The 25616-nt window shown below is 41.2% G+C and carries 20 protein-coding genes; 2 read left to right on the plus strand and 18 right to left on the minus strand.

What is annotated here, in order from left to right; all coding sequences use genetic code 11:
• Window positions 1-169 precede the first annotated feature (169 nt).
• The 3 genes from LJE09_RS08865 to LJE09_RS08875 form a co-directional block, all read right to left on the minus strand.
• Window positions 170-1279, minus strand: coding sequence for a substrate-binding domain-containing protein (locus LJE09_RS08865; protein ID WP_008704974.1), 1110 nt, complete (start codon window positions 1277-1279; stop codon window positions 170-172).
• 289 nt (window positions 1280-1568) lie between these two features.
• Window positions 1569-2270: an RluA family pseudouridine synthase gene (locus tag LJE09_RS08870; RefSeq protein ID WP_008704977.1), complete on the minus strand. Its 702-nt coding sequence runs from the start codon at window positions 2268-2270 to the stop codon at window positions 1569-1571.
• A 1396-nt stretch (window positions 2271-3666) separates the two neighbouring features.
• Window positions 3667-5925 carry a hydratase gene (locus LJE09_RS08875; protein WP_227311207.1) on the minus strand — a complete coding sequence of 753 codons (2259 nt, stop codon included), beginning with the start codon at window positions 5923-5925 and terminating at the stop codon, window positions 3667-3669.
• A gap of 475 nt (window positions 5926-6400) precedes the next feature.
• Here LJE09_RS08875 and LJE09_RS08880 point away from each other — a divergent pair, with 475 nt between their 5' ends.
• Entirely contained in the window at window positions 6401-6673 is a 273-nt protein-coding gene (locus tag LJE09_RS08880; protein ID WP_227311208.1) for a hypothetical protein, read from the plus strand.
• A 99-nt stretch (window positions 6674-6772) separates the two neighbouring features.
• Here the strand turns inward: LJE09_RS08880 and LJE09_RS08885 are convergent, their stop codons facing one another.
• The 5 genes from LJE09_RS08885 to LJE09_RS08905 all read right to left on the minus strand — a co-directional run bounded on the left by LJE09_RS08885 (window position 6773) and on the right by LJE09_RS08905 (window position 12804).
• Window positions 6773-7369 carry a hypothetical protein gene (locus tag LJE09_RS08885; protein ID WP_025577784.1) on the minus strand — a complete coding sequence of 199 codons (597 nt, stop codon included), beginning with the start codon at window positions 7367-7369 and terminating at the stop codon, window positions 6773-6775.
• Window positions 7370-7507: 138 nt separating this feature from the next.
• Window positions 7508-8878 (minus strand): UDP-N-acetylmuramoyl-tripeptide--D-alanyl-D-alanine ligase, encoded by a 1371-nt coding sequence (locus LJE09_RS08890; RefSeq protein ID WP_227311209.1) that lies wholly within the window; start codon window positions 8876-8878, stop codon window positions 7508-7510.
• 85 nt (window positions 8879-8963) lie between these two features.
• Window positions 8964-10016 carry a D-alanine--D-alanine ligase family protein gene (locus tag LJE09_RS08895; protein WP_227311210.1) on the minus strand — a complete coding sequence of 351 codons (1053 nt, stop codon included), beginning with the start codon at window positions 10014-10016 and terminating at the stop codon, window positions 8964-8966.
• A gap of 12 nt (window positions 10017-10028) precedes the next feature.
• On the minus strand, window positions 10029-11408 hold the full coding sequence (locus LJE09_RS08900; protein ID WP_227311211.1) for a L,D-transpeptidase family protein: 1380 nt from the start codon (window positions 11406-11408) through the stop codon (window positions 10029-10031).
• Window positions 11409-11517: 109 nt separating this feature from the next.
• The gene (locus LJE09_RS08905) at window positions 11518-12804 is read right to left on the minus strand and encodes an aminotransferase (protein ID WP_227311212.1); all 1287 of its coding nucleotides are present in this window, start codon (window positions 12802-12804) and stop codon (window positions 11518-11520) included.
• Between the two features lie 511 nt (window positions 12805-13315).
• Between LJE09_RS08905 and LJE09_RS08910 the strand changes: the two genes are divergently transcribed.
• Window positions 13316-13462 (plus strand): hypothetical protein, encoded by a 147-nt coding sequence (locus tag LJE09_RS08910; protein WP_008705017.1) that lies wholly within the window; start codon window positions 13316-13318, stop codon window positions 13460-13462.
• On the opposite strand, the gene LJE09_RS08915 is transcribed toward LJE09_RS08910, so the two are convergent.
• The 10 genes from LJE09_RS08915 to LJE09_RS08960 form a co-directional block, all read right to left on the minus strand.
• A complete protein-coding gene (locus tag LJE09_RS08915) occupies window positions 13447-14775 on the minus strand; it encodes a phosphodiester glycosidase family protein (protein ID WP_227311214.1) in 1329 nt (442 codons plus the stop codon). The two genes, LJE09_RS08910 and LJE09_RS08915, sit on opposite strands and share 16 nt — an antisense overlap.
• Before the next feature lie 62 nt (window positions 14776-14837).
• The gene (locus tag LJE09_RS08920) at window positions 14838-15773 is read right to left on the minus strand and encodes a DUF2971 domain-containing protein (RefSeq protein WP_227311216.1); all 936 of its coding nucleotides are present in this window, start codon (window positions 15771-15773) and stop codon (window positions 14838-14840) included.
• 310 nt (window positions 15774-16083) lie between these two features.
• Entirely contained in the window at window positions 16084-16269 is a 186-nt protein-coding gene (locus LJE09_RS08925) for a hypothetical protein (protein ID WP_020993174.1), read from the minus strand.
• A 117-nt stretch (window positions 16270-16386) separates the two neighbouring features.
• Window positions 16387-17250: a YitT family protein gene (locus LJE09_RS08930; RefSeq protein ID WP_081017093.1), complete on the minus strand. Its 864-nt coding sequence runs from the start codon at window positions 17248-17250 to the stop codon at window positions 16387-16389.
• 136 nt (window positions 17251-17386) lie between these two features.
• A complete protein-coding gene (locus LJE09_RS08935; protein WP_227311217.1) occupies window positions 17387-18244 on the minus strand; it encodes a class I SAM-dependent methyltransferase in 858 nt (285 codons plus the stop codon).
• A gap of 668 nt (window positions 18245-18912) precedes the next feature.
• Window positions 18913-19935, minus strand: coding sequence for an ABC transporter permease subunit (locus tag LJE09_RS08940; RefSeq protein WP_008705029.1), 1023 nt, complete (start codon window positions 19933-19935; stop codon window positions 18913-18915).
• A complete protein-coding gene (locus LJE09_RS08945; RefSeq protein WP_008705030.1) occupies window positions 19935-20990 on the minus strand; it encodes an ABC transporter permease in 1056 nt (351 codons plus the stop codon). Before LJE09_RS08945 ends, LJE09_RS08940 begins: the two co-directional genes overlap by 1 nt.
• A complete protein-coding gene (locus LJE09_RS08950) occupies window positions 20990-22510 on the minus strand; it encodes a sugar ABC transporter ATP-binding protein (RefSeq protein ID WP_008705031.1) in 1521 nt (506 codons plus the stop codon). Before LJE09_RS08950 ends, LJE09_RS08945 begins: the two co-directional genes overlap by 1 nt.
• 189 nt (window positions 22511-22699) lie before the next feature.
• Window positions 22700-23758 (minus strand): ABC transporter substrate-binding protein, encoded by a 1059-nt coding sequence (locus tag LJE09_RS08955; RefSeq protein ID WP_008705032.1) that lies wholly within the window; start codon window positions 23756-23758, stop codon window positions 22700-22702.
• A 403-nt stretch (window positions 23759-24161) separates the two neighbouring features.
• Window positions 24162-25613, minus strand: a complete 1452-nt coding sequence (locus LJE09_RS08960; protein WP_227311219.1) for a sensor histidine kinase — start codon at window positions 25611-25613, stop codon at window positions 24162-24164.
• Window positions 25614-25616 lie beyond the last annotated feature (3 nt).

A 25616-nucleotide genomic window follows, 5' to 3' on the forward strand; every position in this document is an offset into this window, starting at 1 on the left:
AAACAACTCATCACTGTTTTCATGCTTCTTCTTTCGTATATAATTCTGCTTTATATATAAGTTCTGTATTACCGGTCTGTCCCAGCAGACACATTCCTCTTATAGAAAATCCTCTTAATTAATGCATTTGAGACCCTGTACATCCTCCCGGAGCGTTTATCTTTAATTCTTATTCTGTATATAAATATCCACTGTAGTCCGGATCATCCAGACAGTCTGCATCGATCCATGCCGGATTGCTCAGTACATTTTTCTCGATCACAACAGATTTTTTCGGTGCCGTTGTTTCAACTGCTGCCCAGATCGTCTGGTATCCCATAGCATAAGGCTGCTGAGAAACACAGCCAATCTCTTCTCCATTACGGATTGCTTCCTGCTGCTTAGTAGTTGCATCAACCCCTACCAGAGCCGGTGCATCATGCTCATCACTCTTCTCCAGATTGAGATACATCTCTGTAATATCTGCATTGGTGCAGAATACACCATCCAGTGTGGGATATTTTTCCAGAACTTCCTTCATGGAAGCCTCCATATCATCTACCTGATCAGAATAAATGGTTTCCACAACTTCAATGTCTCCGTACTTCCCGATATTATTCATGAATCCTTCTACACGATCCTGAACACTCTTTGTCTTCTGCTGTGCGGAAAAAACCGCAACCTTTCCCATCTTTCCGAGTGCACTGCCAAGCTGATAAGCAGCCATCTTTCCTACCTGCACATTATCGGTTCCCCGATATGCCTTCACCAGTTTTTTCTCGGCTACATTAGAATCAAATGCTATAACTGGAATCCCATTCTCCTTTGCAGCTTCAAGCTGTGCCTCACAGGAATCCATATCACTTGCCGAAATACAAAGAACATCCGGATTCTCTGCGATAACAGCATCTATTGTATTGATCTGAGTCTCTACATCTTCTTCATTATCAGGGCCTTCAAAAGTCATAGTGATCTGGTCATCTTTTTTATAACCATATGCCTTATTAATTTCCTTTACCGCATCTTCCATGCCTTTCTTAACCATCTTCCAGTATTCGCCCTTGACACATTTGCTTACCACTGCGATCCTTGAACCGGCATGGATTTTTATATCTGTATCAATCTCCGGAATCAGCGGACTCTCATCCTCTTCCTTCACTGCTTCTGCCTCTGAATCGGATTCTTCGATAGCGTCTGCCACCAACGGCTGGATTGTCTCTTCCACCTCCGCTCTGCTGCATCCTGTCAGCATTGCCAGTCCTGTCATTAAACTTATCGCTGCTGCCGCCGCTCTTTTCATTTTAATTTCCTCTTCCTTTCAGTGCTATACTGCACATTACAGCAATTTCATAAAATAATGTATAATTTCTGTCAACTAAAAAATCGATATCTGCTCAGTACTCTCACAGAATAATTAACATCGAACAATTACCTGTAGCGATCCTCGTCAAGCGGATATTCGCAATCCGCTTCGCTACTTGCTCATAACCGAATAACTGTATATTACTTTCTACATTATACACACTTTACGAAATTCGTCCAGAGATTTTACACATTTTTCACTTTTATACATCAAAAATTGCGCTATGTCAATGTCTTTTGAATGCCATACCTGCAGGCTGCACCTGAAACTCCAACTGTTTCTTTGTCACCGGATGCTGAAATCCCAGTTTTGCAGAACAGAGAGCCAGCGGTTCCTGACTATTCTGACCGGGATTATACTTTCTGTCACCAACCAAAGGCATTCCGGCATGCGCCATCTGCACACGAATCTGATGATGCCTGCCTGTATCCAGATCAATCCGAATCAGATTTCTTTCGCCACAATCCTGTGCATCTTCCTTATTTTTCCAGGTTTCCAGAACTTCATAAGACAAGATCGCCTTTTTTGCTCCGGAAGTTCCTCCCTCAACCACTGCAGAGCTGTTGGTCCTGCCATCCTTCTTCAGCCAGTCCACCAGTTTTGCACTCTTCACTTTCACTGTTCCTTCTGTAACTGCAAGATAAGTCTTCTTTATTTTTCCCGCTGTCATCTGTCTGCTGAGATCTGCTGCTGCCTTCGGATTCAGGGCAAATACAAGAACCCCCTCCACCGGCTGATCCAGGCGATGGATAATACCCAGATACGGCATCTTACCCGGCACCTTCTGAGCAATATAATTCTTCAGAAGGCTCTCCATATCCATACTGCCAACCCGCGCATTCTGAACTGCAAGCCCTGCCGGTTTGTGACAGACCAGAATATCTTTATCTTCATATAAAATATAATCTCTGATATCTTTTATCCACATAAAAAAACTCTCCTTTTCATGGAGAGTATATCCTAAAATTCCATTTCACGCAATAAACGAATATATATGAATACAATTTGAAAACGGTCATCACTTTTTACTTTTCCTGATTTCAAAAATGATGACCGCTTCAATGTTCTTCGTTATTCAATTTATTTTCCTCTTAGTATTCTTTCTATAATAAAATAATATGTTATTTACAAACTACTTTATAAGTTCACTATTAAATTTTTCTATGTTTATTTAAAATTCCTATTCTGTTTCCTGCTCATAATCCATATGTACTGTTTATAATCTGATTCATTCCTGCTTTTATGCTTTTATGATATCAGTTATTCAGTTCATCGGAACTTACTTAGAAAGTTTTATAGATTTTAAATTATAATTTCACGTATTATAATTTGTTTTTCATTTATGAAATATCGGATACACTTTTTCATTATTTTTCGTGCTAAGCAATCATAAACCTAACTTCTTAAATTCACAACTGTTTAATTTCCTTATGTGCTTTTCATATTTATCGAACATTAATGGCAGATGTTCTGAATTATGTAAAGTATCACTGAAAAAGTACCTTAATATTTCTCTCAATATCCTGTAATTTTATATACCGGATATTCTTCTGATGCAGGATTTCAAACCATATACTTAAACTTCTATATGCCTCTCAAAACATCGTTCTTACCTTCAGTTTATCTGTTACCTGAACCTCTGCTTTCAGGCTAACTACTGAGATAAGGGTTATGCTCTTCCGGTAAATATTTCTTTACACATTTACCAAAATCCCTGTATCAGGTCTGCAACAGATATTCAATATAAGTTATCGCTTCTATAATACCTTTGATACATTCCTTCCTTATTAATCAGACTGTGCGTATGCTCTTATATTATATAAGGAAAATACTTTTTTATAATCTCCGTATCAGGTCTTTCTTGCAGGAAATGCGATACCCGTTACTCTTATATTGATGAAGTTATAAATTCTTTCCCAATGGAATCACCCGAACCTTTCTTTTATTTTCATCCTTTTCATTGGAACATTTATATATGCTATGAATTGAATGAATTTCTTTGATTGTTTAATTCGTTTCCTTGTTTCTTTTGATGGTGTTATAATAACACTCTTGTTATTATTTGTCAATACATTTTTGCATTTTATTTCAATATTTTCTATTTATCTTTGTCTTATTTGCACTAATTTTATAATATTTTTATTTATTTTATAATTTTCAGACTATTTCACTTTCTTCGATACAGTATGTTGCTGCCCGGGGCTCTATTATATCCACGAATCGCTCCGCTGCAAAGCAGTTCCCGCAATTCTCATAATTTCATAAATAATAAAGATGCAGCTACTCCCAACCCAAAGAGAGGATAGCTGCATCTTCATCACTTCCTATTTTCGATTATAATTAATCAGGCATCCCTTAAGGATAATCTCACGCTCATCATCCGTAAGCTCCCCAAGAGCCACTTCAAACTCCTTCAGTCCCTCAGCACCGACAACATATCCCCGGATCACATCATCCTTTTCTTCCACTGCCTTACGAATCTGTGGGAAGAACAGATAATCTCCGTTTGCAAACGGAAGCTCCCCTTCTTTAATCAGGAATGGAAGCATACCCCAGTTGATCAGATTGGAACGGTACCTCTTTGTCGCATACTCATTGGCGATATTTGCCCATCCACCAAGCACTTTCTGACAGGAAGCAGCCTGCTCACGCGCAGAACCATCACCTGGTTTCACTGCAAAGATCGTACTTCCCACACCAAGATTTTCCTTGCTTACATTCGGATAATCCTTTTTGATCACATCCATTACAGGTTTCATCTCCGGTAATGCCTCAACCGGACATTTTCCTTCCTGAATAGCCTTCTGAGCTTTCTGAACTTCTTTCGCACGTCCTACATAAGCAGGATCTTTTCTGGAAAGTGTAAACTCAGCCAATCCAAGTGGATTGGAACGATAAGAAGATGTCTCACCGGACGGAATCAGTTCATCTGTTGTAGTAACCGGATCATGGATCTCAGAAACAACCTTCACGATCAGATTCTCCGGAAGTGCAGCCATCTCCGGCCAGTCCTTAATATTCGGCCCAAACTGGATCTCTACACCCGGATCAGCTATACCCTTGCTGTCAAATACACGATTGTCATAAATTGTCTTATCAAAGAAATATTTCTGTCCTGTATAACCACCCGTATAATCCTCTGCTGAAGTCAGGAAACCTTTGTTTGCTGCAGTTGCCGCAATAGAACGTGCGTCCATGAGTGCAACAGAAGAAATCTGACCATTCTGGATTTTGGAACCTTCGCGGTTCGGGAAATTTCTGGTCGTATGACGGATACTGAATGCATTATTTGCAGGAGTATCCCCTGCACCAAAGCAAGGTCCGCAAAAAGCAGTCTTCACAACAGCTCCCGTTTCAAGAAGTCCTGCCAGAACGCCATTCTTAGCCAGTTCCATATAAATCGGAGTACTTGCCGGATATACACTCAATGTGAAAGCATCTGCACCAATGCTCTTGCCTTTAAGGATATCAGCTGCTGCACAGATATTTTCAAATCCACCACCTGCACATCCTGCGATGATTCCCTGTTCTACATAAAGTTTACCATCAATTACTTTGTCTCTTAATGTATATGGAACTTTTCCATCAAGGCTGATCTGTGCTTTTTTCTCAACATCTGCCAGAATATCATTCAGATTTGCTTTCAGTTCATCAATTGTATATGTATTGCTTGGATGGAATGGCATAGCGATCATTGGTCTGATCTCACTCAGATCAATCTCTACACAGCCATCATAGTATGCTGTTTCACCTGGTTTCAGTTCTTTGTAATCTTCACTTCTGCCATGGATCTCATAGAATTCCTGAATCTTCTCATCTGTCTGCCAGATAGAGGAAAGACAGGTGGTCTCTGTTGTCATTACATCTACACCAATTCGGAAATCAGCACTTAAATTTGCAACACCAGGTCCTACAAATTCCATAACTTTATTCTTCACATATCCGTTTGCAAAAACCTTGCCGATAATCGCAAGCGCAACGTCCTGAGGACCTACGCCCGGACGAGGAGAACCGGTAAGATAAATGGCAACGACGCCTGGCATATTGATATCATAAGTCTGGGAAAGAAGCTGCTTTACAAGCTCCGGTCCGCCCTCACCCATTGCCATGGTTCCCAGTGCGCCATATCGTGTATGGCTGTCTGAACCGAGGATCATTTTACCGCCTGCTGCAAGCATTTCTCTTGCAAACTGATGGATAACCGCCTGATGGGGCGGTACATATACGCCGCCATATTTCTTGGCACAGGTAAGTCCAAACATATGATCATCTTCATTAATAGTTCCGCCTACGGCACAGAGTGAATTATGGCAGTTTGTCAGTACATATGGCACCGGAAATTTCTCAAGGCCTGAAGCACGTGCAGTCTGGATAATTCCGACAAAAGTGATATCATGAGAAGTCAGTTTATCAAATTTAATCTGAAGTTTCTCCATGTTTCCGGAAGTATTGTGTGCTTTCAGAATTGAATAGGCAATTGTACTCTTTGCAGCTTCCTCTTTGGAAACAGGAAAATCTGCCTGATTCTCCGGAACAATCTTCTGACCATTCAGCAAATACACACCGGTATCGTATAATTTCATAATGTCTCCTCCATTCTGTTTTTTTGCATATCACAAATGCAGTTATGGAACTCACCTTATCCACACCAGTCTTCAAATTTCCAGATGAAAACTGATTTTCTCCTGAACCGGCACTTTGACACGCTAATTTATGGAAATTTAGGTTTTATTATAGAATATTCCACCGGAATAATCAAGCCTAAGACTATAAGTATTTTAGTGTTACTGTTCACACACCACTATTCCGCGAGGTGTTTTGGCATGAATATGCCAAAATCCCGAGACATACAAGCCAAAATTCCATTGCCGCAGGCAATCTGAAATGAATTTTGGCTATGTTACTGAGAACGGAGTGAACAGTAACATTTTAGTTACTACAAGCAGTAGCATTTTTTTACTTTCTTTACTTTCCTACCAAAATCCGCTATACTGGGAATCACTTAGAAAATGAGATTTCTGCCGCCTGTGGCAGTTCTGACAGGGAGGTATTACCGATATGTTCCGTTTATGGGGAAAATTATGGAAAAATAATCATTTACTGAAAGATACTGTAATCTGCGATGACTCCGAAGATACGCGGACCCACAAGATTTTTCGTGGTCTGGAAAGTATCTGTTATGAAATGGATCTGGGAAACCCAATCTGGCTGGAATCTACAGTCAGACATTTTAAGAAACATGGAAAAGCCAGATTTTATCAGGATAATTTTATAGAGCAGATTGATTTTGATTATCTGGAGATCCAGGTAATTGAAGAGGATGACGAATAATAAATTATTCTGTCTTAAAATGTGTACAGGATCAGAAACTTTACATTGCCATATTGTTTCTGATCCTGTGTATCTCATTTGCAGTGAATTTTCATGTCTTTATTTCATAAATTCTCTTATGATTTCTCTCATAATCTCATCTTCCTCGGGTGTAAGCATTCCGCTGAAATGGCTTCCTGCTGCTGCAGTCTGGCGGATACTGTCCGCAATATGTTCAACGATTTCCTCTTTTACAGCTTCGTCAGCCTTCTCCGGCACCGGCACTTCTTCTACCCATGTGCGGGCATGTTCCACATAATCAGAAAAAGAATTCATCAGAAGTTCTTCTCTGTATGTAAAATCCAGCGCCTGTCTCAGCAAAAGCAATGCTGTCGGAATGATCGCAGCCACATAAAGATATGCCAGCGGCATTCCGTCCCATCGTGCATCTTTGGAATACAGAAAAAAAGCCAGTCCAAGAAAGGCGATACAGAAAAGTGACGGATACCAGACAAACCGGTTCATACGGTTCAACAGCCTGTCTCTTGTTTTCCAAAGATTTGTCCATTTCTCTTTGAGATTTGATTTAACCTCTGTATTTTTTCTGATCATTCTTCGGTAGGTAAGATGTGTGGTCAGCATCCCCAGTGCTCCCAGTCCGCCCATTAACATCATGGCATACAGCAGGAAATGCAGTTCCATAACTTTCTCCAGCATAACATCCTCCTCACTTGAACAGATAAGACTATCTGCTTCGCTGCCTGCTCATAAACTGACAGGATTATTATACTGCAGTTTCCGGTATCATGGAACTAAAATCGCTCATCAAATTCTCTCATAAAAAGACAAAAGTGTTTACATATTTTCCAGTTTCGTAACTACCTCTTCAAACTTCATAAAATGGGAAGCTTTCACAAGAATAGTGTCACCATCCTGTACATAACCTTTCAGATGCTCCAGCAGACTTTCTCTGTCCGGCTCATAGATTACTTTCAGGTCCGGATTTGTCCGCTGTGCTCTCTCTGCCATATTTCTGCACAGTTTACCTGTACAGATAAGAACATCAATATCACATTTTCCGGCATGCTCTCCTACCTCCTCATGAAGCTGAACTTCATTCTCTCCAAGTTCACCCATATCGCCAAGGACTGCTATTCTGCGTCCTGCACCATCCTGCAGAACATCCAGAGAGGCTTTCATGGACATGGGATTTGCATTATAGCAGTCATCTACGATCAGAAATTTATCTGTTTCGATCATTCTGAAACGACCGCTGATCGGCTCCAGGCTCTCGATTCCGGCTTTGATCTGCTCAGTTGTAAGTCCGTAAATATTTCCAACTGCAGCTGCTGCCAGCGCATTATATACCATATGGCGCCCCGGCATCGGGATATCAACTGTAAATGCAGTATCCCCCAGATGAATGGTGCAGGTCATTCCCTTTAAACCTCTGCTTACAATCTTATCGCCGTAAACCTGACATTCATTACTCATTCCGAAAAATACAGGTTTTATCTTTTCATATTCTTTTACTGTGATAAGCTTGTCATCATCGCCATTTAATACAATATGTCCCTCTGGTCTGAGGAATTTAAAAATCTCTGTCTTTGCTTTCAGAACACCATTTCTGTCTCCCAGATTCTCCAGATGGCAGGTACCGATATTCGTGATCACGCAGGTGTCCGGTCTTGCAATCTGCGCAAGTCTGGTCATCTCACCGAAATCACTGATTCCCATTTCCAGAACTGCAATTTCATCTCCATCACGCAGACGAAAAACTGTGAGAGGCAGACCAAGTTCATTGTTAAAGTTGCCCTGTGTTTTCAGAGTATGGTATTTCTGGTTCAGAACAGATGCGATCACTTCTTTTGTACTTGTCTTACCAACACTTCCTGTAATTCCCACAACCGGGATCTGAAGCTGCTTTAAATAAAACTCTGCAATATCTTTCACTGCCTGAAGAGAAGATTCTACTGCGATATAAGGAAAATCAGCGTTATCAAGCACCCGTTCCGACAAGGTTGCCAGTGCCCCTGCTTCCATTACCTGTGGGATAAATTTATGGGCATCTACACGTTCCCCCACAATAGGTACAAACAGACATCCTTCTTCTGCTTTTCTGCTGTCTGTGATAACAGACATTACTTCTTCCTGTAATTTATCAGCCGGACCATAATAAGTACCGCCGCATACGCGGGCGATATTTTCAAGAGTTAAGTTTTTCATAATATTTTTTATATCTTCTTTCCTGTTATAGCAATTCTCTTAATAATGCATCTATAACAATTCTATAAATTACTGCAGACACGCTCTATAGTGTGAAATCCTGCGTCGGATATTTTTTCATGGAAACTTCAATCAGTTTCTCACATAAAGTCGGATAGTCGATTCCCAGAACTTTTGCCTCCTGCGGAATCAGACTGGTTGATGTCATTCCGGGAAGAGTATTTGCTTCCAGACAATACATATCTCCATTCTCCTTCATCATGAAATCAAGACGGCAGTATCCTTCCATAAACAGAGCTTTGGCTCCTGCTTCCGCATAATGCTGCATTTTCTCTGTGAGTTCCGGTGAAATTTCGGCAGGACAGGTCTCAATCGTAGAGCCAGCCTGATATTTATTCTTATAATCATAGAATCCCTGAAGCGGAGCAATTTCGATGATCGGATAAGCTTTTCCGTCCACAACCGCTACTGAAAATTCACGTCCTTTTATATATTCTTCGACCACGACTTCATTTTCATAAGAATAAGCGTCTTTGAGAGCCTGCTCATATTCGGCCTGATCATTCACAATATAAACACCTACACTGGAACCGCCACAGCAGGTTTTTACAACTACAGGAAATTCCATTCCAAGTGCTTTCAGATCTGTGGTCATTTCTTCTTTTACCATAGACACTCCCCGCGGTGTTGGTACATTATTCATCAGGAACATCTGCTTGGTGATTCCCTTATCCATTGCCAGGGCACTGCTTAAATATCCGGTTCCTGTATATTTGATTCCCATCAGGTCAAATGTTGCCTGTACTTTTCCATCTTCTCCGTTCGCACCATGAAGTCCCAGGAAAACAATGTCAGCCGCCTCGCAGAGTTTCAGCACGTTTGGTCCGAAGAAGCTTCTTCTCTCTTTTTTCATCTGTTCAATCCTGTCGTTAAATGCTGACATATATTCTGATGCTGCGTCCACATCATACTCTGACGGAAACGGATTCTCCCGGTCCACATTCTCAATGCCGCAAAAAATATCCACAAGAATCGCCTGATGTCCTTTCTGTCGTAATGCCTTACATATTCCCGTTCCTGATGTAATGGAGACAGTACGTTCTGTACTTGTTCCCCCCGCTAATACTACAATCTTCATCATTTTTCTCCTTTATTCATAAATAACAATCGGTGTGTTCTTCTCAACATTGCTGAAAATAATCTGCACCTGATCGGATGGTGCACAGATGCTTCCATGTGTGCCTTCAAATTCATAAAGCTGTCCTCCGAAATCCATTCTCCATGGAGCATCACTGATCCCCAGATTTCCATCGAATGGGATCCAGTAATTTACAGCAGAAGGATAGTCCTCTCCGTTCACTGTACATCCGCTCTTCATTTCACCTGTTGTATAACATCCCACAGGAGTTGCACAGTTGGGCACGAATGGATTTCCGGATACGATCTGCGCATCCGCAGTCGGCGTTCCATCTTTATAGAATACCATTCTCTGGGCCGTCAGGTCAATCTCTATATACGTATATCCGATATCATTTGTTTTCCTGACCAGACCTTCATGGGAATAAACAGGTTCTCTGACCTGGGTTTCTCCGTTTTTTATCAGTTCTGTAAGTTCTTTCAGCTCCGCTTTCTGATCGATCTGCCAGCCATAATTCCCTCCGCTGACAGTAATCTCACGACCATCATATGTATTAAATGTTCTCTCTGTTCCAACCGTATCATATTTAGCCGCCAGTTCACTGATATATGCTTCTATCTGTTTTTTGTCAAGTGTATAAAGACCGTTTTCATCTGTTGTGAGCCAGTTTTTGATCATATCTCTGTCTACTGTCTCTGTGCAATCGTCAAAATCATAAGTTATCACTACATCCGTAAGTTTGTTTATCAGTTCACAATTCTTCGTCAGAGTTTCATCACTCTGATAAACTTTCGGTTCTTTGTAGCATCCATCTGCTTCCAGATCAACCGGCGTTCGTCCTGTGACAAGAGCATCTATAATATCCTGACTTGTTTTTTCTGGTTTCAGTGCAGTTCCCTCCTGCTCAGGAACAATTACAAACTTATCGTCTTTCTCTTCTATATGAGCATCCGAAGGCTCTGTCATATTCTCCTGTTGCATACATTTCAGTTCGGAAATGGCAGCCTCTGTCTTCTGCTCATCATATTTAATGGAGGAGGACACCTCATAATTCCTGTGCTGATCAAAAGCAAGAAACCATGTAAAACGATCCTGATTTCTGATCAGTTTATCAACACTTCCATCTGAGTCATAGGAAAGTCCCGCCTGTTTTGCTGTGATACTTTCCTGCCCATTATTTCTGGTGTCAATAGTAAGAACATATGCTCCCACCTTCTGCGTAAGCAATTCTTCTGACTGGGATACTGTCATATAGGAACAGTTGAATCCGTTTACCATTGATCCCGGTAAGAAATGCTCTGTGAAATAGTATACACCATATCCATATACTCCGGCAGTCAGCAGGAGCAAGATTATGATCAGGGTGATCATGATTTTCTTTCTGCTGCTCACGACATCCTCTCCTTTCTTTTTTATAAACAGCAACCGCCCGGCAAGAAGTTATGCCGGGCAGTTTTATTATCACATTATTTATCCAGAAAGTAAATACGATTATTCTCTTTTATGCGTTTTCCAGTAATTTCTCTACACTTGTAAGTTTAACACAGAGTACGAACACTTCTGCTGCTTTTCCAAGATCCTCAGGAGTCGGGAAGCTTGGTGCAATACGGATATTGGAGTCTTTCGGATCTTTTCCATATGGATAAGTTGCGCCTGCTCCTGTAAGTACAACACCTGCTTCTTTTGCCTTGGCAACAATAGCTTTTGCACATCCTTCCATTGAATCAAAGGAAATGAAGTATCCACCATGGGGTTTTGTCCACTCGCCGATTCCAAGACCGCCAAGTTCTCTGTCCAGTGTGTTAAGGACCATTTCAAATTTCGGACGGAGAATTGCCGCATGTTTTCTCATGTGTTCACGAAGACCGTCGATATTTTTGAAGAATTTTACATGACGTAACTGGTTTAATTTGTCATGTCCGATTGTCTGGATCTGCATGTAGCTGCGGAAATCTTCCAGGTTTGCTTTGGAAGCTGCAACTGCTGCAATACCGGAACCCGGGAAGCTGACTTTTGATGTTGATGTAAATTTATATACAAGATCAGGATTTCCTGCTTTTGCACATGCTTCAAGGATTTCTACAAGGAAGTCCTGATTGTCATCATAGAGATGATGAATGCTGTATGCGTTATCCCAGTAGATACGGAAATCAGGTGCTGCCGGTTTCAGATGCGCAAAGCGCTCTACTGTTTCTGCTGAATAAGTATATCCCTGTGGGTTGGAGTATTTCGGCACACACCAGATTCCTTTGATGGATGCGTCTTCACTGACAAGCTTCTCTACCATATCCATGTCCGGTCCCTGTGGTGTCATTGGCACGTTGATCATTTCGATTCCGAAAAATTCTGTGATCTTGAAATGGCGGTCATATCCCGGTACAGGACAGAGGAATTTTACCTTATCAAGTTTGCACCATGGGGTATTTCCCATTACACCCTGTGTCATAGAACGTGCAATGCTGTCAAACATAACGTTTAAGCTTGAGTTTCCGTAGATGATGATGTGGTCCGGATCTACCTCGGACATTTCTCCAAGGAGGCGTTTAGCTTCCGGGATTCCGTCGATAACACCGTAGTTACGGCAGTCTACTCCTGTTTCGCACTTGAGGTCTGAATCGCTGCTTAATACGTTCATTAATCCCATTGAGAGATCGAGCTGGTCTGCTGACGGTTTTCCACGTGACATATCGAGAGCTAAGCCCTTTGCTTTGATATCTGCGTATTCTTTATCCAGCTGTGCTTTGAGTGTAAGCAGTTCTTCTTTGCTCATGTCGCTGTATTTTTTCATAATATTCCTCCTTGTTCTGCCATGGAAGGATGTCCCTTTTTCCGTATAGGGCAATCATTTGTTTTTCCTACGGCAACAGTTTTTTTGCTTTTTACATTTTAGTATGGTAAAGTAGGGTTGTCAAGTGTTTTTATGGAATTGTTAATATTTTACCAAAACAATCGTTACTGTTCCCTCTGTTCTCAGTAACGTAACCCAAATTCATTCCGGACTGCCGTAACATCTTTCTCTGATACTTATAACAAGCCTCGTAAATAATTAGCCAAAAAGCAAGTCGAAATTCCTCGAAAGTTTCGGCTTGCTTTTTTGAGTGTGACAGCGTATATTTAAATCAGTTAACAGATCTTTTAACTGTCTTAATTGTTCTTGTCAGGTCATCCTGATATCTTTTTATTACTCCTTATACAACATCCATTTTTATCCAAGTCAGTGAATGAGACAAGTCAGGCGGATAAAATCATCTGCTTCGCTGCTCAGTTCATAACCGAATGACTGTGAAAGGAGGTCATCCATGTCTATGTTTATCCACGCAATTATCGTAATCCTGCTTGCTGTGCTGGCTATGGGAATCGGGCTACTGATTCTTGTGTGCTGGGCTTTGGCAGCATGTGCAAGCAGGCGGGATTCTTATCTGGAAAAGGATTATCGGGTGAAATAAAGGAAGTCTGCGCATGGACGCTGAGTATTGCCGATAAGTTTATTCATTACTTTTCCATTAAAGTACAGGGTTGCAGAACCGCCTCCATCTAGGTTGTAAGCATAAGTACAGCCGTAGGATTTGAAAATATTCACCATATCCCAGTGATTAAGACCATTATAGCTGCCGGTATCTGTTACAAGGAGTACATAATCGTTGGGCTTTACCATTCCTACCGCTGTACGTGGATAATATTTTTCTGTTTCAGCCCATGGAAGCTGGGCTTCGCCATCTTTAATAAGAACCGGACCAAAATTATATGTATCTTTTACACCGGCTGCAAGAAGATTTTTTCCCATAAGTCCCTGTGCCGGAGTATAGATGGTTCCGTCTTTCTTTACTGCCATGACTGAATAACTGGTCATGTAATCACCATAGATAATCCCGTTTTTGATGCACATGCCAAGGGGGGATGGTTTTCCTGTCCCATAGTCGAAAGCACTGCCGTTTACTCCGATAATGCCTCCATTTGAGGATACTGCATCAGAGGTTGTCTGTCGGAATCCGCCATAAGTTCCGTTGGAGAGGGCGGATTTCAGCTGTTTGGCATTGGATGTCTTTATATGCGCTACCCAGTAGGAAATTCCATGGACTGATTTGCGTTCAAGTTTAATATTAAGAGTGCTGCTTTTGTATTTGTAAGTATTGCCGCTTTGAGTGACTGTTGGTTTAGTATTTGTCGGTTTAGTATCTGAAGATTTTACACGCTGCCCTTTGCTGTTTACATAATATTTACCTATCCAGGTATTTTTTGCCATCACTCCTGTTTTCTTGCTGAAATAGTAATAATATTTTCCTATCTTCTTCCAGCCCTTTGCCATGGTGGAATTGCTGAGGAAATAGTATTTTTTTCCATCCTGAGTAAGCCACTGCCTGGCAATTGCCACGCCGGATTCATTGAAATAATAGGTATATTTATCACCTGTAGCCCAGCGATTGCGGAACATGGCACCATTTTTACGATTGTAATAGTATTTATTACCGGAACGCTTCATCCACCCGGTGAAACGTTTGCCGTTGGCAATACTGTAGTAATAATAACCTTTATACTTAAAAGAACCGCAGATCAGACGCCCCTTTGAATTATAAAAATAGTAATCTCCGTTTATTTTCTGCCATCCCGTTTTCTTCGATGTGATGCTGACGGAGGTTCTGTCCTGTTTCACATATGTAGCTGCATTTACGGTAACTGCACGCATACTGATGCCTGCTGTCAGAAATAATGCCAGTATCAGAAATACCGCCACTTTTCTGAATGGTAATTTTCTTTTCATGTCTTTCATCTGCCTTTCCATGATGTCTGATATGCCCATATAAGGGAATTGCTATAAATATATTACCGATATGTCCCCTGCGATTTCTTTACCCGACAATTCGACAGACCGAGCGTTGTCAGATAATATTCCATGTCTCTCTCTGACATCAGACACTTTGGCCCTATAACGAGTTCCTTTATCAGCCGGTCATGACAATCTGAAAAATCAAAATCCACATAAGATATCAGCTGACTTTCTTTTACATAGTAGGAATAGTTATATAAACGTGCACCGAGAGAAAGTTCAACTTCTCTTCCCATCAGAAACTGTTTCGGCGAAAACTCGCACAATCGGATTTCGCTTTCTTCTCTGAAAAACGGATTTTTCATGTAAACAGATTCCTGAAATAATTTCAAAAACTTTTTCTCAAAACAGTTCATGACTTTATCCAGTACTTCTATTTCATAATCCTGCTTCTCCTCAATGCTTTCCCGACATTGTTCTTCTTTCTGTAATATCTTCTCGATTTCATCAACCAATTCTTGCACTATCTGATGTACAACTTCTCTCTGCTCTGCTTCAGAATAACTGATCTTATGTAATGACACAATTGACGGCTTTGAAATCTCCGGAGAAACCGTTACAACTTCTTTTAATACATCCAGGTCAAATCCGATGGCAGCTCCGCGCCCGTCATCCGCATATCCCCGCCACTGACTGAGCAGATCATTCTGATACGAAAAACAGGTTACATAATATCTGAAGTCTGCATGATTTTCATTGAAAAATTCATCTGTAAACAGTTTCACATATCCCATCAATCTCTCTGATGAAATCTTTGATCTGAATAAATCTGAAGCATTTTCATAAGCTCTTTTAAATTCTGCGTCATAATACCTGCAGATCCAGCTGATCTCCATGGAATCATTGGATTTCAGGATATTTGTCAGACGGAGGGAACGATTTTTCAAAATAGAATTCAATGATTCTAAACTGCAATAGTGATATACGATCATATTTTTCTTCTCCTGTAAATAATTGTTCTTTTGTAACCATTCAACATTCTGCCATCCTCAAAAAAATTCTATAGCAAAGTTCATCAGCAAAAGAACTTACGGAAAGTTTATATCAGTAAGTAACAGAATTATTATATCAGATACATCTTATGAATCTGTAAACTTATAGCAACCCTTGTAAATAATGCATATTGATTAAGAGGCTTGCTATAGAAAAACATTGCTTATACTTATAATATAATAACTGTTTTTTATAAAGAAATCCCCATCCACTGTTTATTATTTTGCAGCAGATAGGGATATGTTGAGGTTAATAGTTATATGCCCCCTCGTAAGCATTGCACCTGTCTAATTTCCGTGACTGATTCTGACAGGAACTGCATCTGTCGCAGAACTCCTGCTCATAACAGGTGGAACAGGCGCATGTCCTGCAGGCTTTGCGGTCATAGCCTGAGGTATTGCCGTGAGGAAGTGTGCTTTCTGTTGCATTACCCATATATATCCCCCTCCTTGTGTGCCGGTTACTGTTCATCCAATTTTAAGTACAAACTCCATGAACGAACAGATTCCTTATATCCTGTATTATACGCTCACAGAAAGGGAATACAAGTAATTAATAATCTGTTTTCTGGTAAAATCTTCCGTTTATGTAATCGGTTTTGATAATATTTACAAAAGCCTTCGGATCGATCTCATGTACCTTCTTTACCAGATATTTCGCTTCTTCTGTAGAGACTACAGAATAGATCATACTGGTCTTCTCGTCTGTGTAACATCCGGTACCTTCAAAACGTGTCGCCGTATGATTGGTAAGTTTGAAAATCTCCTCATAAATCTGATACGGCTCCTTCGTGATAATAAACAGCGTATGCTTCTTATATCTCTGATGCAACATCTGAATCACCTGAGTAGAGGTAAACTGAAAGATAATAGAGTAAAGTGCCCTGTCCCAGCCAAAAAGTAAACCTGCCACAGTCAGGATCACTGCATTTCCACACAGAATATAATTCCAGATATCCCTGCCATTTTTCTCGGAAAAATAAATCGCAATAAAATCCGTTCCACCTGTACTGGTATTACCGATCAGACAGAGACTGATACAGAAGCCATTGATCAAACCGCCAAAGATACTGATCAGCAATGTATCATAAGTGATCGGCTGACTGGGAATAATATCTGTAAGCAGACCGGAAAGCACGATCACACAGACAGAACTGATGGTAAATTTCTTTCCAATAAACTTCAGACCAATAAATACAGGAATAGAATTCAGCAGTACATTAATCAGCGTATACGGAACTGCAATCCCCATAAATGTCTGAAAAATGTTCTGGAGCAGCAGAGTAAGTCCTGTAAATCCTCCCGGAAAAAGACCGCCTGCACGAACAAATGTCTTAATATTCAACGCCATGATCGTTGCAGCCAGAACCGCACAGCCGTAACGCTTGGCTTCATGTTTTAAATTAAGTTCCTTCATAATCACGTTTCCTCCCATCTCGCCAAACAGTTCAAATTGAACTCATGTGAAATTGCTTTTCACAATCTCTGCAGGAGACTTAACTGATTCAGCTAAAAAGCAGATTTCCGTCAATAACAAACAAAAGGAAACAAACTTACGCCTCCCATCTTCCAGAAGCACCACAAGGCAGAACCAGCCCGTTAGAACTTACCGGAAGCCCGATTTCCTGAGAATCCACATACCCGCCGAACTTCTTAAGCTCAGTAGAAAGCATATAAGTAAGAACTGCCGGTGCCAAACCTGTTGTATAAGAATTTATCAGGAAAAACAAAGGCTCATCGCTGAGAATCTTTGTACACAGCTTAATCAGGTCATGGATACAATCCTCAATCTTCCAGATCTCCCCCTTCGGTCCACGTCCATAAGAAGGCGGATCCATAATGATCGCATCATAATGATTCCTTCTGCGAATCTCACGCTCAACAAACTTCACACAGTCATCCACCAGCCAGCGGATCGGAGCATCTCCCAGACCGGAAGCAACCGCATTCTCCTTTGCCCAGGTAACCATACCCTTAGAAGCATCCACATGAGTAACAGAAGCTCCCGCAGCCGCTGCCGCCAGAGTCGCACCACCTGTATATGCAAAAAGATTCAACACCTTCACCGGACGTCCCGCATTGCGGATCTTATTGCCAAACCAGTCCCAATTCACCGCCTGCTCCGGAAAAAGCCCGGTATGCTTAAAACTAAAAGGTTTCAAATTAAAGGTAAGTCCCTTATAATGAATATCCCACTGCTCGGGCAGATCAAAAAACTCCCATTCACCGCCGCCCTTCTTACTTCTGTGATAATGCCCGTTCATATGCTTCCAGCCCTTATTCACCTTCGGCGTATCCCATATAACCTGCGGATCCGGCCGCACCAGAAGATAATCCCCCCAACGCTCCAGCTTCTCCCCACAGGAAGTATCAATAACCTCATAATCTTTCCATCCATCTGCAATCCACATTGTATAATAATCCTCCTAAAATAAACGCATAATAAGTTACGATTGTACTACATATCCAACCATTAGTAAAGCCACATTTCTCACATAATTTCAATAATATCAAGATCAAAATCCCCTTTAACCTTAACATCATTCACTGCTTAAAGTATAAAATAAAACTCCCCCCATGGCAAGCAAACCATCATAATTCACAGTTATAAACAAATAAAGCATTACTGTTCACTCCGTTTTCAGTAACACGTTTCGCGATGCACAGACTTTATGCTAATCGCATAAAGTCGCGCTGTATGTCTCGGGCTTTCTATAACTTTCGCTATCTACCCATAATCCCATATCTTCTCCACAATTTATCAAAAACTTACTTCACTCTAAATCGTTTCCAGTAACCAGCGCGAAGCAACATCTCTCTGTGGGTGAATCTGAAGGGGGCTTAGTAACTCTTAGGCGGAGAAAATCCGCGTTATGAAGAAAAACAGCAACCTGTCTGAGCGAAGTTTGCAACGGAGCGAGTTTTGCGTTTTTCTTCATGCTTTTAGCGGATTTCCTCCACCTTAGAGTTACTTAGCCCCCGGAACTGAACCCACAGAGAGATGCTGTTTCGCGCGTCCCTCTACAAAAAAACAAGCCAAGACTCCCAAAAGTCTCAGCTTGTTTCATAATACAACCACTTATTTCGCTTTCTTCTTCATAGAAGCCACAACAGACTGAATAACAATAAAGAAACAAAGCAACGCAGAAAGAATAATTCTTGTCCACCAGCTTGACAAAGTACCCTGAGTAGTAATCAAACTGGAAATCGTACCCTTAATCAACACACCAAACAAAGTACCAATCGGAGTACCAACACCACCTGAAAGAAGCGTACCACCAATAACCGCTGATGAAATTGCATCCATCTCAAGACCCTTTGCCTGCTCAACGAAACCTGCACAACTGTTCAAACAGAACAGGAAGCCACCAAGGCCTGCAAGAAAACCATCCAGAACATAAGCATTAAAAATAGTTTTCTTAACATTCAGACCCATCATTAATGCACTCTGACGGCTACCGCCGATTGCATAAAGCTTACGTCCAAACTTACGATATTTCAGAAGAACCGCGATCAGAATTACAACAATCAGAGCAATCACAACTGTCGGCGGAATATAAGCCGGAATAAATTTACCCTTCTTACTGGTTGAACCAAAAGGCATATAGAAACGGTAATTTGCCCATTTCAGGAATAACTCATTCTTGATAGAAATCATATCAGTACTGATGATAGCTGTCAGACCACGTCCGAAGAACATACCTGCCAGAGTAACGATGAATGGCTGGATATCCAGATAAGCTACCAGAAATCCCTGAACAATACCAAAAGCAACACCAATAAGCAGTGCAACTAAAACTGCTGCATATGCGTTCACACCTTTGTTCTCCATAAGGTCTGCAAGAACCATACATACAAGTGCAGTAACAGAACCTACGGAAATATCAATACCACCGGTGATCATAACGATTGTAAGACCACACGCAATAACCAGAAGACCCGCATTAGATACAAACAGGTTCAGAAACATCTGAGGTTTTGCAAAACCTTTATCAGCAAAAACAATCATACCTGCAACATACATTACTACAAATAATGCGATTGTGATCAGAAGCAGGAAGCCATTTCCCGTTATTTTCTTTTTCTGTACATTTGCTTTCATTACTTCTGACCTCCTTCTGCTGCCACACTTCTTTTAGCCTTTAAGTTGGCAATATATTTCTTAAATACATCACTCTGCAGTGTAACGATGATAACAACTACGATTGCCTTATAAACAGGAAGCTGGTCTGCTTTTACGTTCATCGCATAGAGTGTTGTGGTCAGAGCCTGAATAGTGTAGGCACCGATTACGGAACCGATCAGGCTGAATTTACCACCACCAAGGAAGTTTCCGCCAAGCGCAACTGCAAGGATGGCATCCATTTCCAGGTTAAGACCAATGTTGTTTGCATCTGCAGAGTAGATACGGCTGGATGCCACAATACCGGCAATACCAGCCAGTACACCACAGATAACATAGGTAAGGAATTTAATCATCGTAGAATTTAATCCCACAAGACGAGCTGCCTTTCCATTGATACCAACACTTTCAATGTAAAGCCCAAGAGCAGTCTTCTTCAAAATCAGGTACACAATAACAACTGTAATGATTGCAAAGAAAATAGGTGTAGGAATCGGGCATTTTCCAATATATCCACCAGCCATCTTAAAGGAATCCACACGAATATAAGTAATCTGTCCGTTTGTGATCAGCTGAGCAATACCACGACCGGCTGTGTAAAGGATCAGAGTTGCAACCATTGGCTGAATATTCAGCTTGGAAACCAGAAATCCATTAAATGCACCACATAATGCAGATGCAAGAAGTGCTGCGATAACAGCCAGGATCACAGGATTCTGGTAATCATTTACAGAAACCTGTCCGCCGGAAAGAATCTGACAGCAGACAGCCGCTGCAACTGCCATGATCGCACCAACACTGATATCCTGTCCACCGGAAGCTGCTGTTACCAGTGTCATACCGATTGCAAGGATAACCAACTCTGAAGCACGGTTAATAACATCAACAATGTAACCATAGAGTACACCGTTTCGGATTGATACATTAAAGAAATCCGGTGTTCTGATCACATTCAGCAAAAGTACTGCGATCAGACACACAATAGGAAGAAACAGACGTGCACTTGTTATTTTCTTTAATTTACTCTTATTCATTATTTATCGTCACCTCCGGCAATAGCTTTCATAACTCCGCTCTGGGAAAGTTCATCCTCTTCCAGCTCCCCTACCTTCTGGCCATCACGAAGAACTGCCATACGGGAGCAGGTGCGGAGCATTTCCTCAACCTCTGAGGAGATAAATGTAACTGCCATTCCCTGATCCGCAAGATCAAGAACCAGTTTCTGAATCTCTGTCTTAGTACCGATATCAATACCTCTGGTCGGCTCATCCAGAATCAGATAATCCGGATTAGTCAGAAGCCATCTTCCAAGGATAACCTTCTGCTGGTTACCACCGGACAGACTCTTAATCGGAGTTTCACGACTTGCTGTCTTAATCTGCAGTAATTTAATATACTTATCAGCAGCATCCTCCATTTCTTTCTTGCTTAATGGATGGAACATACCGCGTTTAGCCTGGAGCGCTATAATAATATTTTCTCTTACAGAAAGATCTGCAATAATACCTTCTGCCTTTCTGTCTTCCGGAAGATATGCCATACCAAGTTTCATGGCATCCAGCGGAGTATTGATCTTTACTTCTTTTCCCTTTACTTTTAAAGTTCCTGTATCAGCTTTATCCGCACCATAAATTGCACGAACCAATTCAGAACGTCCGGAACCCAGAAGTCCGGTAAGACCAATAACCTCACCTTTATTGATGGTAATATCAAACGGTTTGATCGTTCCCTTATGAGATAATCCTTTTGCCTCGATTACAGGTTCTGCATCTGTGATTCTCTTGTCTTTATGATCGCCTTTAATATCTGCAAGATCATCAAAATCCTTACCCATCATCTTGGCAACCAGCATTACTCTCGGAAGATCTTTCGTCTCATATTCCCCAACAAGTTCACCATTACGAAGAACTGTAATCCTGTCGCAGACTGCATATACCTGCTCAAGGAAATGCGTAACAAAGATAATACCTACACCTTCGTCACGAAGTCTTCTCATAAGTACAAACAGCTTTTCAACTTCATCATCATCCAGTGAAGATGTCGGTTCATCGAGAATCAGTACCTGGCACTTCATGTCCACTGCACGGGCAATTGCGATCATCTGCTGAATCGCAATGGAACATTCATCCAGCATCTGTGTTGGCGGCACATGAATGTCCAGGCTCTCAAGAAGTTTTCCTGAGCGCTCATTCATCTGCTTCCAATCAATCATCCCCATCTTTCTCGGTTCTCTGCCAATAAAAAGGTTCTCAGCTACAGTCAGGTTGGGACAAAGGTTTACCTCCTGATATACTGTACTGATACCATTTGCCTGCGCTTCCTGAGGCGAGTGGTTAATAATGGCATTACTGTTTCCAGCCATATGAATTGTTCCACTTTCAAATTCATGTACACCGGTCAGCACCTTAATCAGTGTTGATTTACCTGCACCATTCTCCCCCATCAGTGCGTGGATTTCGCCCTTTCGAAGGGTAAAGTCCACATGGGAAAGGGCACGGACTCCTGTAAAGTTTTTGCTGATATCACGCATTTCCAATACTACATTTTGTTCCATATTCTTTCCACCTGCTTTCTAAACTGGTTTACCCCTCATTTACTGAAAAGCTTCAGTAAAGCGGGTATCTGTAAATCATTTCGGCATAAAGAGAGCGTGATTCATAAATCCGGGTTTCTCCGAATTATGAACCACGCTCCGGATTGTTTATATTTCTTCTATTACACGTCTATTATATGTTGTCAAAAATTAGTATGCACGTCCGTCAATAATTTCCTGTGTGATAGGTGTTACGTCATATTCGCCCTCTTCATCAAGACTGTTTACAGCTTTAACTTTATCAACTGTATCATCTGTAGCAAAGATTTCTTCATCTACATAGTTCAGTTTTTCAACTTCTTCACCAGCTTCAAGAGCTTTGATCAGTTCTTCTGCACGTGGTCCGTGTAATGGGTTACACTCAACATCGCATGCGATCTTGCCGGCTAATGTATCTGTTAAACCAGCATTTGTTGTATCAAAAGACATAACCATGATTTCACCGTTTGCGATATCAGATCCTACTGTTTTACCAGCTGCTTCGATAGCATCGATAGCACCGAATGCTTCGTTATCGTTCTCGCAGTATACAACATTAATATTGTCATACTGTTTCAGCATGGACTCCATAACTTCCTGTCCTTTAGCCTGTGTGAATTCACCGGACTGCTGAGCAAGTAAGTTCCATCCATAGTTGTCAACACCTTCTTCAAGGCCTTTAGAACGTCCAATCTGAGCTGTAGATCCGATTGTACCCTGGATATCAACGATGTTAACATCTTTTGCATCGATTCCCTTAGCTGTTGTGTATGCATTCAGCCATTCAGCTGCTTTTCTTCCTTCGAGTAAGGAGTCAGTTCCGATCCATGTTGTATATAAGCTGTCATCAGATACATCAACCATACGGTCTACGATGATTACAGGAATATCAGCATCTTTAGCTTCCTGAAGAACTGTATCCCAACCTGTCTCTGTTACAGGAGCTAAAAGAATGTAATCAACTTCCTGCTGGATGAAGTTACGGATTGCTGTTAACTGGTTTTCCTGTTTCTGCTGTGCATCGTCGAAGATCAATTCATATCCGTTCTCTTCGCTGAATGTGGATTTCATGGATTCTGTATTAGCTGTACGCCAGTCAGATTCAGCACCTACCTGTGAGAAACCAACTGTGATTGTGTCGTCCGCTGCTGCTACACCCACTGCCGGAACAACGCTCATACCGCATACCATTGTTGCTGTTAATAAAGCTGACACGATTTTTTTCTTCATTTTGTAAATCCTCCCGATTCATTTAAGATGTCTTTATTATAGTAAAAATCCAGGAAAATTCCATAGAATATTTTCCGCAAAAAGTTTATTCTTCTATCATATTTTGTTCATAATTTATACAAAGTTTATTTTTTTATTGCGGAAGTTGGATTTTTTATTGTGCATTATAAATACAGAAATAAATTATCAACTTTCTTTTATATTCACTTTGCACAATCCAGCATTAGTCGACATAATTCATACATTCCATTATTTGGCAGACCTTCGTAAGTCTCTATCAGCAGGCCATAAAACTGTTATTGGATATGAATAAACAATAAAATAATTGACTTTATCCACCTGAATACATAACAAAAGCTGCATATCTGTTAAGATTCTTAACTTCATGCAGCTTTTTCTTTGTTTATCTTGAATTGTTATCCAGGTTAATTTTTTTCGCCATATACACTTCCATAACCGTACCTTCTCCCTCTGTAGAAGAAATCTTCAGTCCATAACCCGGACCATAATAAAGTACAATTCTCTCTGACACCGCAGCAAGTCCGAACCCGGCACGTTCACCGGTGCGGATGGCTTCCTGTACTTCATAAAGACGTTCCGGTGTCATTCCCTGACCATTGTCAGTCACTCTCAGCATCATATCATCTCCCAGATTGAATCCTTCAATAAGAATCTTACCTTTTCCACGCTTATTCTTAATTCCATGATAAAGAGCATTCTCCGCTAACGGCTGCAAAGTAAGCTTCGGCACCATCACTTCATCCAGTTCCGGCGGAATATTAATCTCAAATTCCATAATATCCCTGTATCTTGACTGCTGAATCTCCAGATAACTCAATGTGTGGCGTTTCTCTTCCGACAGCGGAATGATATCCTTCCCCTTCGAAAGCGAAGTGCGGAAAAAAACAGACAGACTCGTGATCATATCCACTGCATCCTGCTGCATACCACCCTCCACCAGCCACACAATAGTATCCAGTGTATTATACAGAAAATGCGGATTTACCTGTGCCTGGATCAGCTGCAGCTCCGTCATATGCTGTACCTCCTGCTCCTTACGCACATTCTCAAGAAGCCCTTCAATCCTTCCTGCCATCTTTCTGGTACCGGCATCAAGCTCCTGGATTTCAACACTGTCGGCAGATACTGCATTAATAGTTTTGTACTCTCCTTTTCCAACCTTCTTAATATTATGGAGAATTTCAGAAATCGGTTTGGTAATGCTGTATGTCAGACGGAAAGAACGCCGCAGCAGAATAGCCGTAGCAACCAAAATCGCCGCACACATAGTGATGATCGTCAGACGTACATTTCCAGCCAGTTGAGACTCTATCTGCACCAGTTCCGTCGCCTCCTGATAAATATAATTCTGCATTTCTTTCTCAAAGAGCGTGGTCAGGATTTCTGTATTATTTGCCACAAATTCCTGTCGTTCCTGATAATTCTTTATCTCAAGAAGCTGATTCATCCGTTTCTTAAGATTCTCCAGATAGTTAGTCAGATATTTCAGAGAACGCAGGCTTTCCTTCTTTGATGTGGTTTTCTTCAGACTCTCCACAGTACTGATTGCCTTGTCTACCTGCTCTGTCGGCAGCCCGTCCTTACCTTTTCGCCCAATAGTCACATAATAGATATCCATATCCACTTCATCTTTAAAGCTCATATCATTATTGGAATTTCTATAGTTTGCATTATATTCCGAACTCACCGCCAGATTATTAGACAACTGATTATATTCATTTGTATAATGCCAGAAAAAAACAAGAAGCACTATGATCAAAATTGTCATAGGGATCATAGTGCTCAGAAGCATCCACTTCATCTTTGTTTCCAGCTTCTCCTGTTTCTGCTTCATGAA

This window comes from Blautia sp. DFI.3.45 (genome assembly GCF_020593505.1).
GTDB classification, from domain to species: Bacteria; Bacillota; Clostridia; order Lachnospirales; family Lachnospiraceae; genus Blautia_A; species Blautia_A wexlerae.

What these genes read in the sequence shown, in the direction of transcription:
- LJE09_RS08865 (WP_008704974.1), bottom strand. Translation starts at nt 1,279, where the DNA reads ATGAAAAGAGCGGCGGCAGCAGCGATAAGTTTAATGACAGGACTGGCA.
- LJE09_RS08870 (WP_008704977.1), bottom strand. Translation starts at nt 2,270, where the DNA reads ATGTGGATAAAAGATATCAGAGATTATATTTTATATGAAGATAAAGAT.
- LJE09_RS08875 (WP_227311207.1), bottom strand. Translation starts at nt 5,925, where the DNA reads ATGAAATTATACGATACCGGTGTGTATTTGCTGAATGGTCAGAAGATT.
- LJE09_RS08880 (WP_227311208.1), top strand. Translation starts at nt 6,401, where the DNA reads ATGTTCCGTTTATGGGGAAAATTATGGAAAAATAATCATTTACTGAAA.
- LJE09_RS08885 (WP_025577784.1), bottom strand. Translation starts at nt 7,369, where the DNA reads ATGCTGGAGAAAGTTATGGAACTGCATTTCCTGCTGTATGCCATGATG.
- LJE09_RS08890 (WP_227311209.1), bottom strand. Translation starts at nt 8,878, where the DNA reads ATGAAAAACTTAACTCTTGAAAATATCGCCCGCGTATGCGGCGGTACT.
- LJE09_RS08895 (WP_227311210.1), bottom strand. Translation starts at nt 10,016, where the DNA reads ATGAAGATTGTAGTATTAGCGGGGGGAACAAGTACAGAACGTACTGTC.
- LJE09_RS08905 (WP_227311212.1), bottom strand. Translation starts at nt 12,804, where the DNA reads ATGAAAAAATACAGCGACATGAGCAAAGAAGAACTGCTTACACTCAAA.
- LJE09_RS08910 (WP_008705017.1), top strand. Translation starts at nt 13,316, where the DNA reads ATGTCTATGTTTATCCACGCAATTATCGTAATCCTGCTTGCTGTGCTG.
- LJE09_RS08915 (WP_227311214.1), bottom strand. Translation starts at nt 14,775, where the DNA reads ATGAAAAGAAAATTACCATTCAGAAAAGTGGCGGTATTTCTGATACTG.
- LJE09_RS08920 (WP_227311216.1), bottom strand. Translation starts at nt 15,773, where the DNA reads ATGATCGTATATCACTATTGCAGTTTAGAATCATTGAATTCTATTTTG.
- LJE09_RS08925 (WP_020993174.1), bottom strand. Translation starts at nt 16,269, where the DNA reads ATGGGTAATGCAACAGAAAGCACACTTCCTCACGGCAATACCTCAGGC.
- LJE09_RS08930 (WP_081017093.1), bottom strand. Translation starts at nt 17,250, where the DNA reads ATGAAGGAACTTAATTTAAAACATGAAGCCAAGCGTTACGGCTGTGCG.
- LJE09_RS08935 (WP_227311217.1), bottom strand. Translation starts at nt 18,244, where the DNA reads ATGTGGATTGCAGATGGATGGAAAGATTATGAGGTTATTGATACTTCC.
- LJE09_RS08940 (WP_008705029.1), bottom strand. Translation starts at nt 19,935, where the DNA reads ATGAAAGCAAATGTACAGAAAAAGAAAATAACGGGAAATGGCTTCCTG.
- LJE09_RS08945 (WP_008705030.1), bottom strand. Translation starts at nt 20,990, where the DNA reads ATGAATAAGAGTAAATTAAAGAAAATAACAAGTGCACGTCTGTTTCTT.
- LJE09_RS08950 (WP_008705031.1), bottom strand. Translation starts at nt 22,510, where the DNA reads ATGGAACAAAATGTAGTATTGGAAATGCGTGATATCAGCAAAAACTTT.
- LJE09_RS08955 (WP_008705032.1), bottom strand. Translation starts at nt 23,758, where the DNA reads ATGAAGAAAAAAATCGTGTCAGCTTTATTAACAGCAACAATGGTATGC.
- LJE09_RS08960 (WP_227311219.1), bottom strand. Translation starts at nt 25,613, where the DNA reads ATGAAGCAGAAACAGGAGAAGCTGGAAACAAAGATGAAGTGGATGCTT.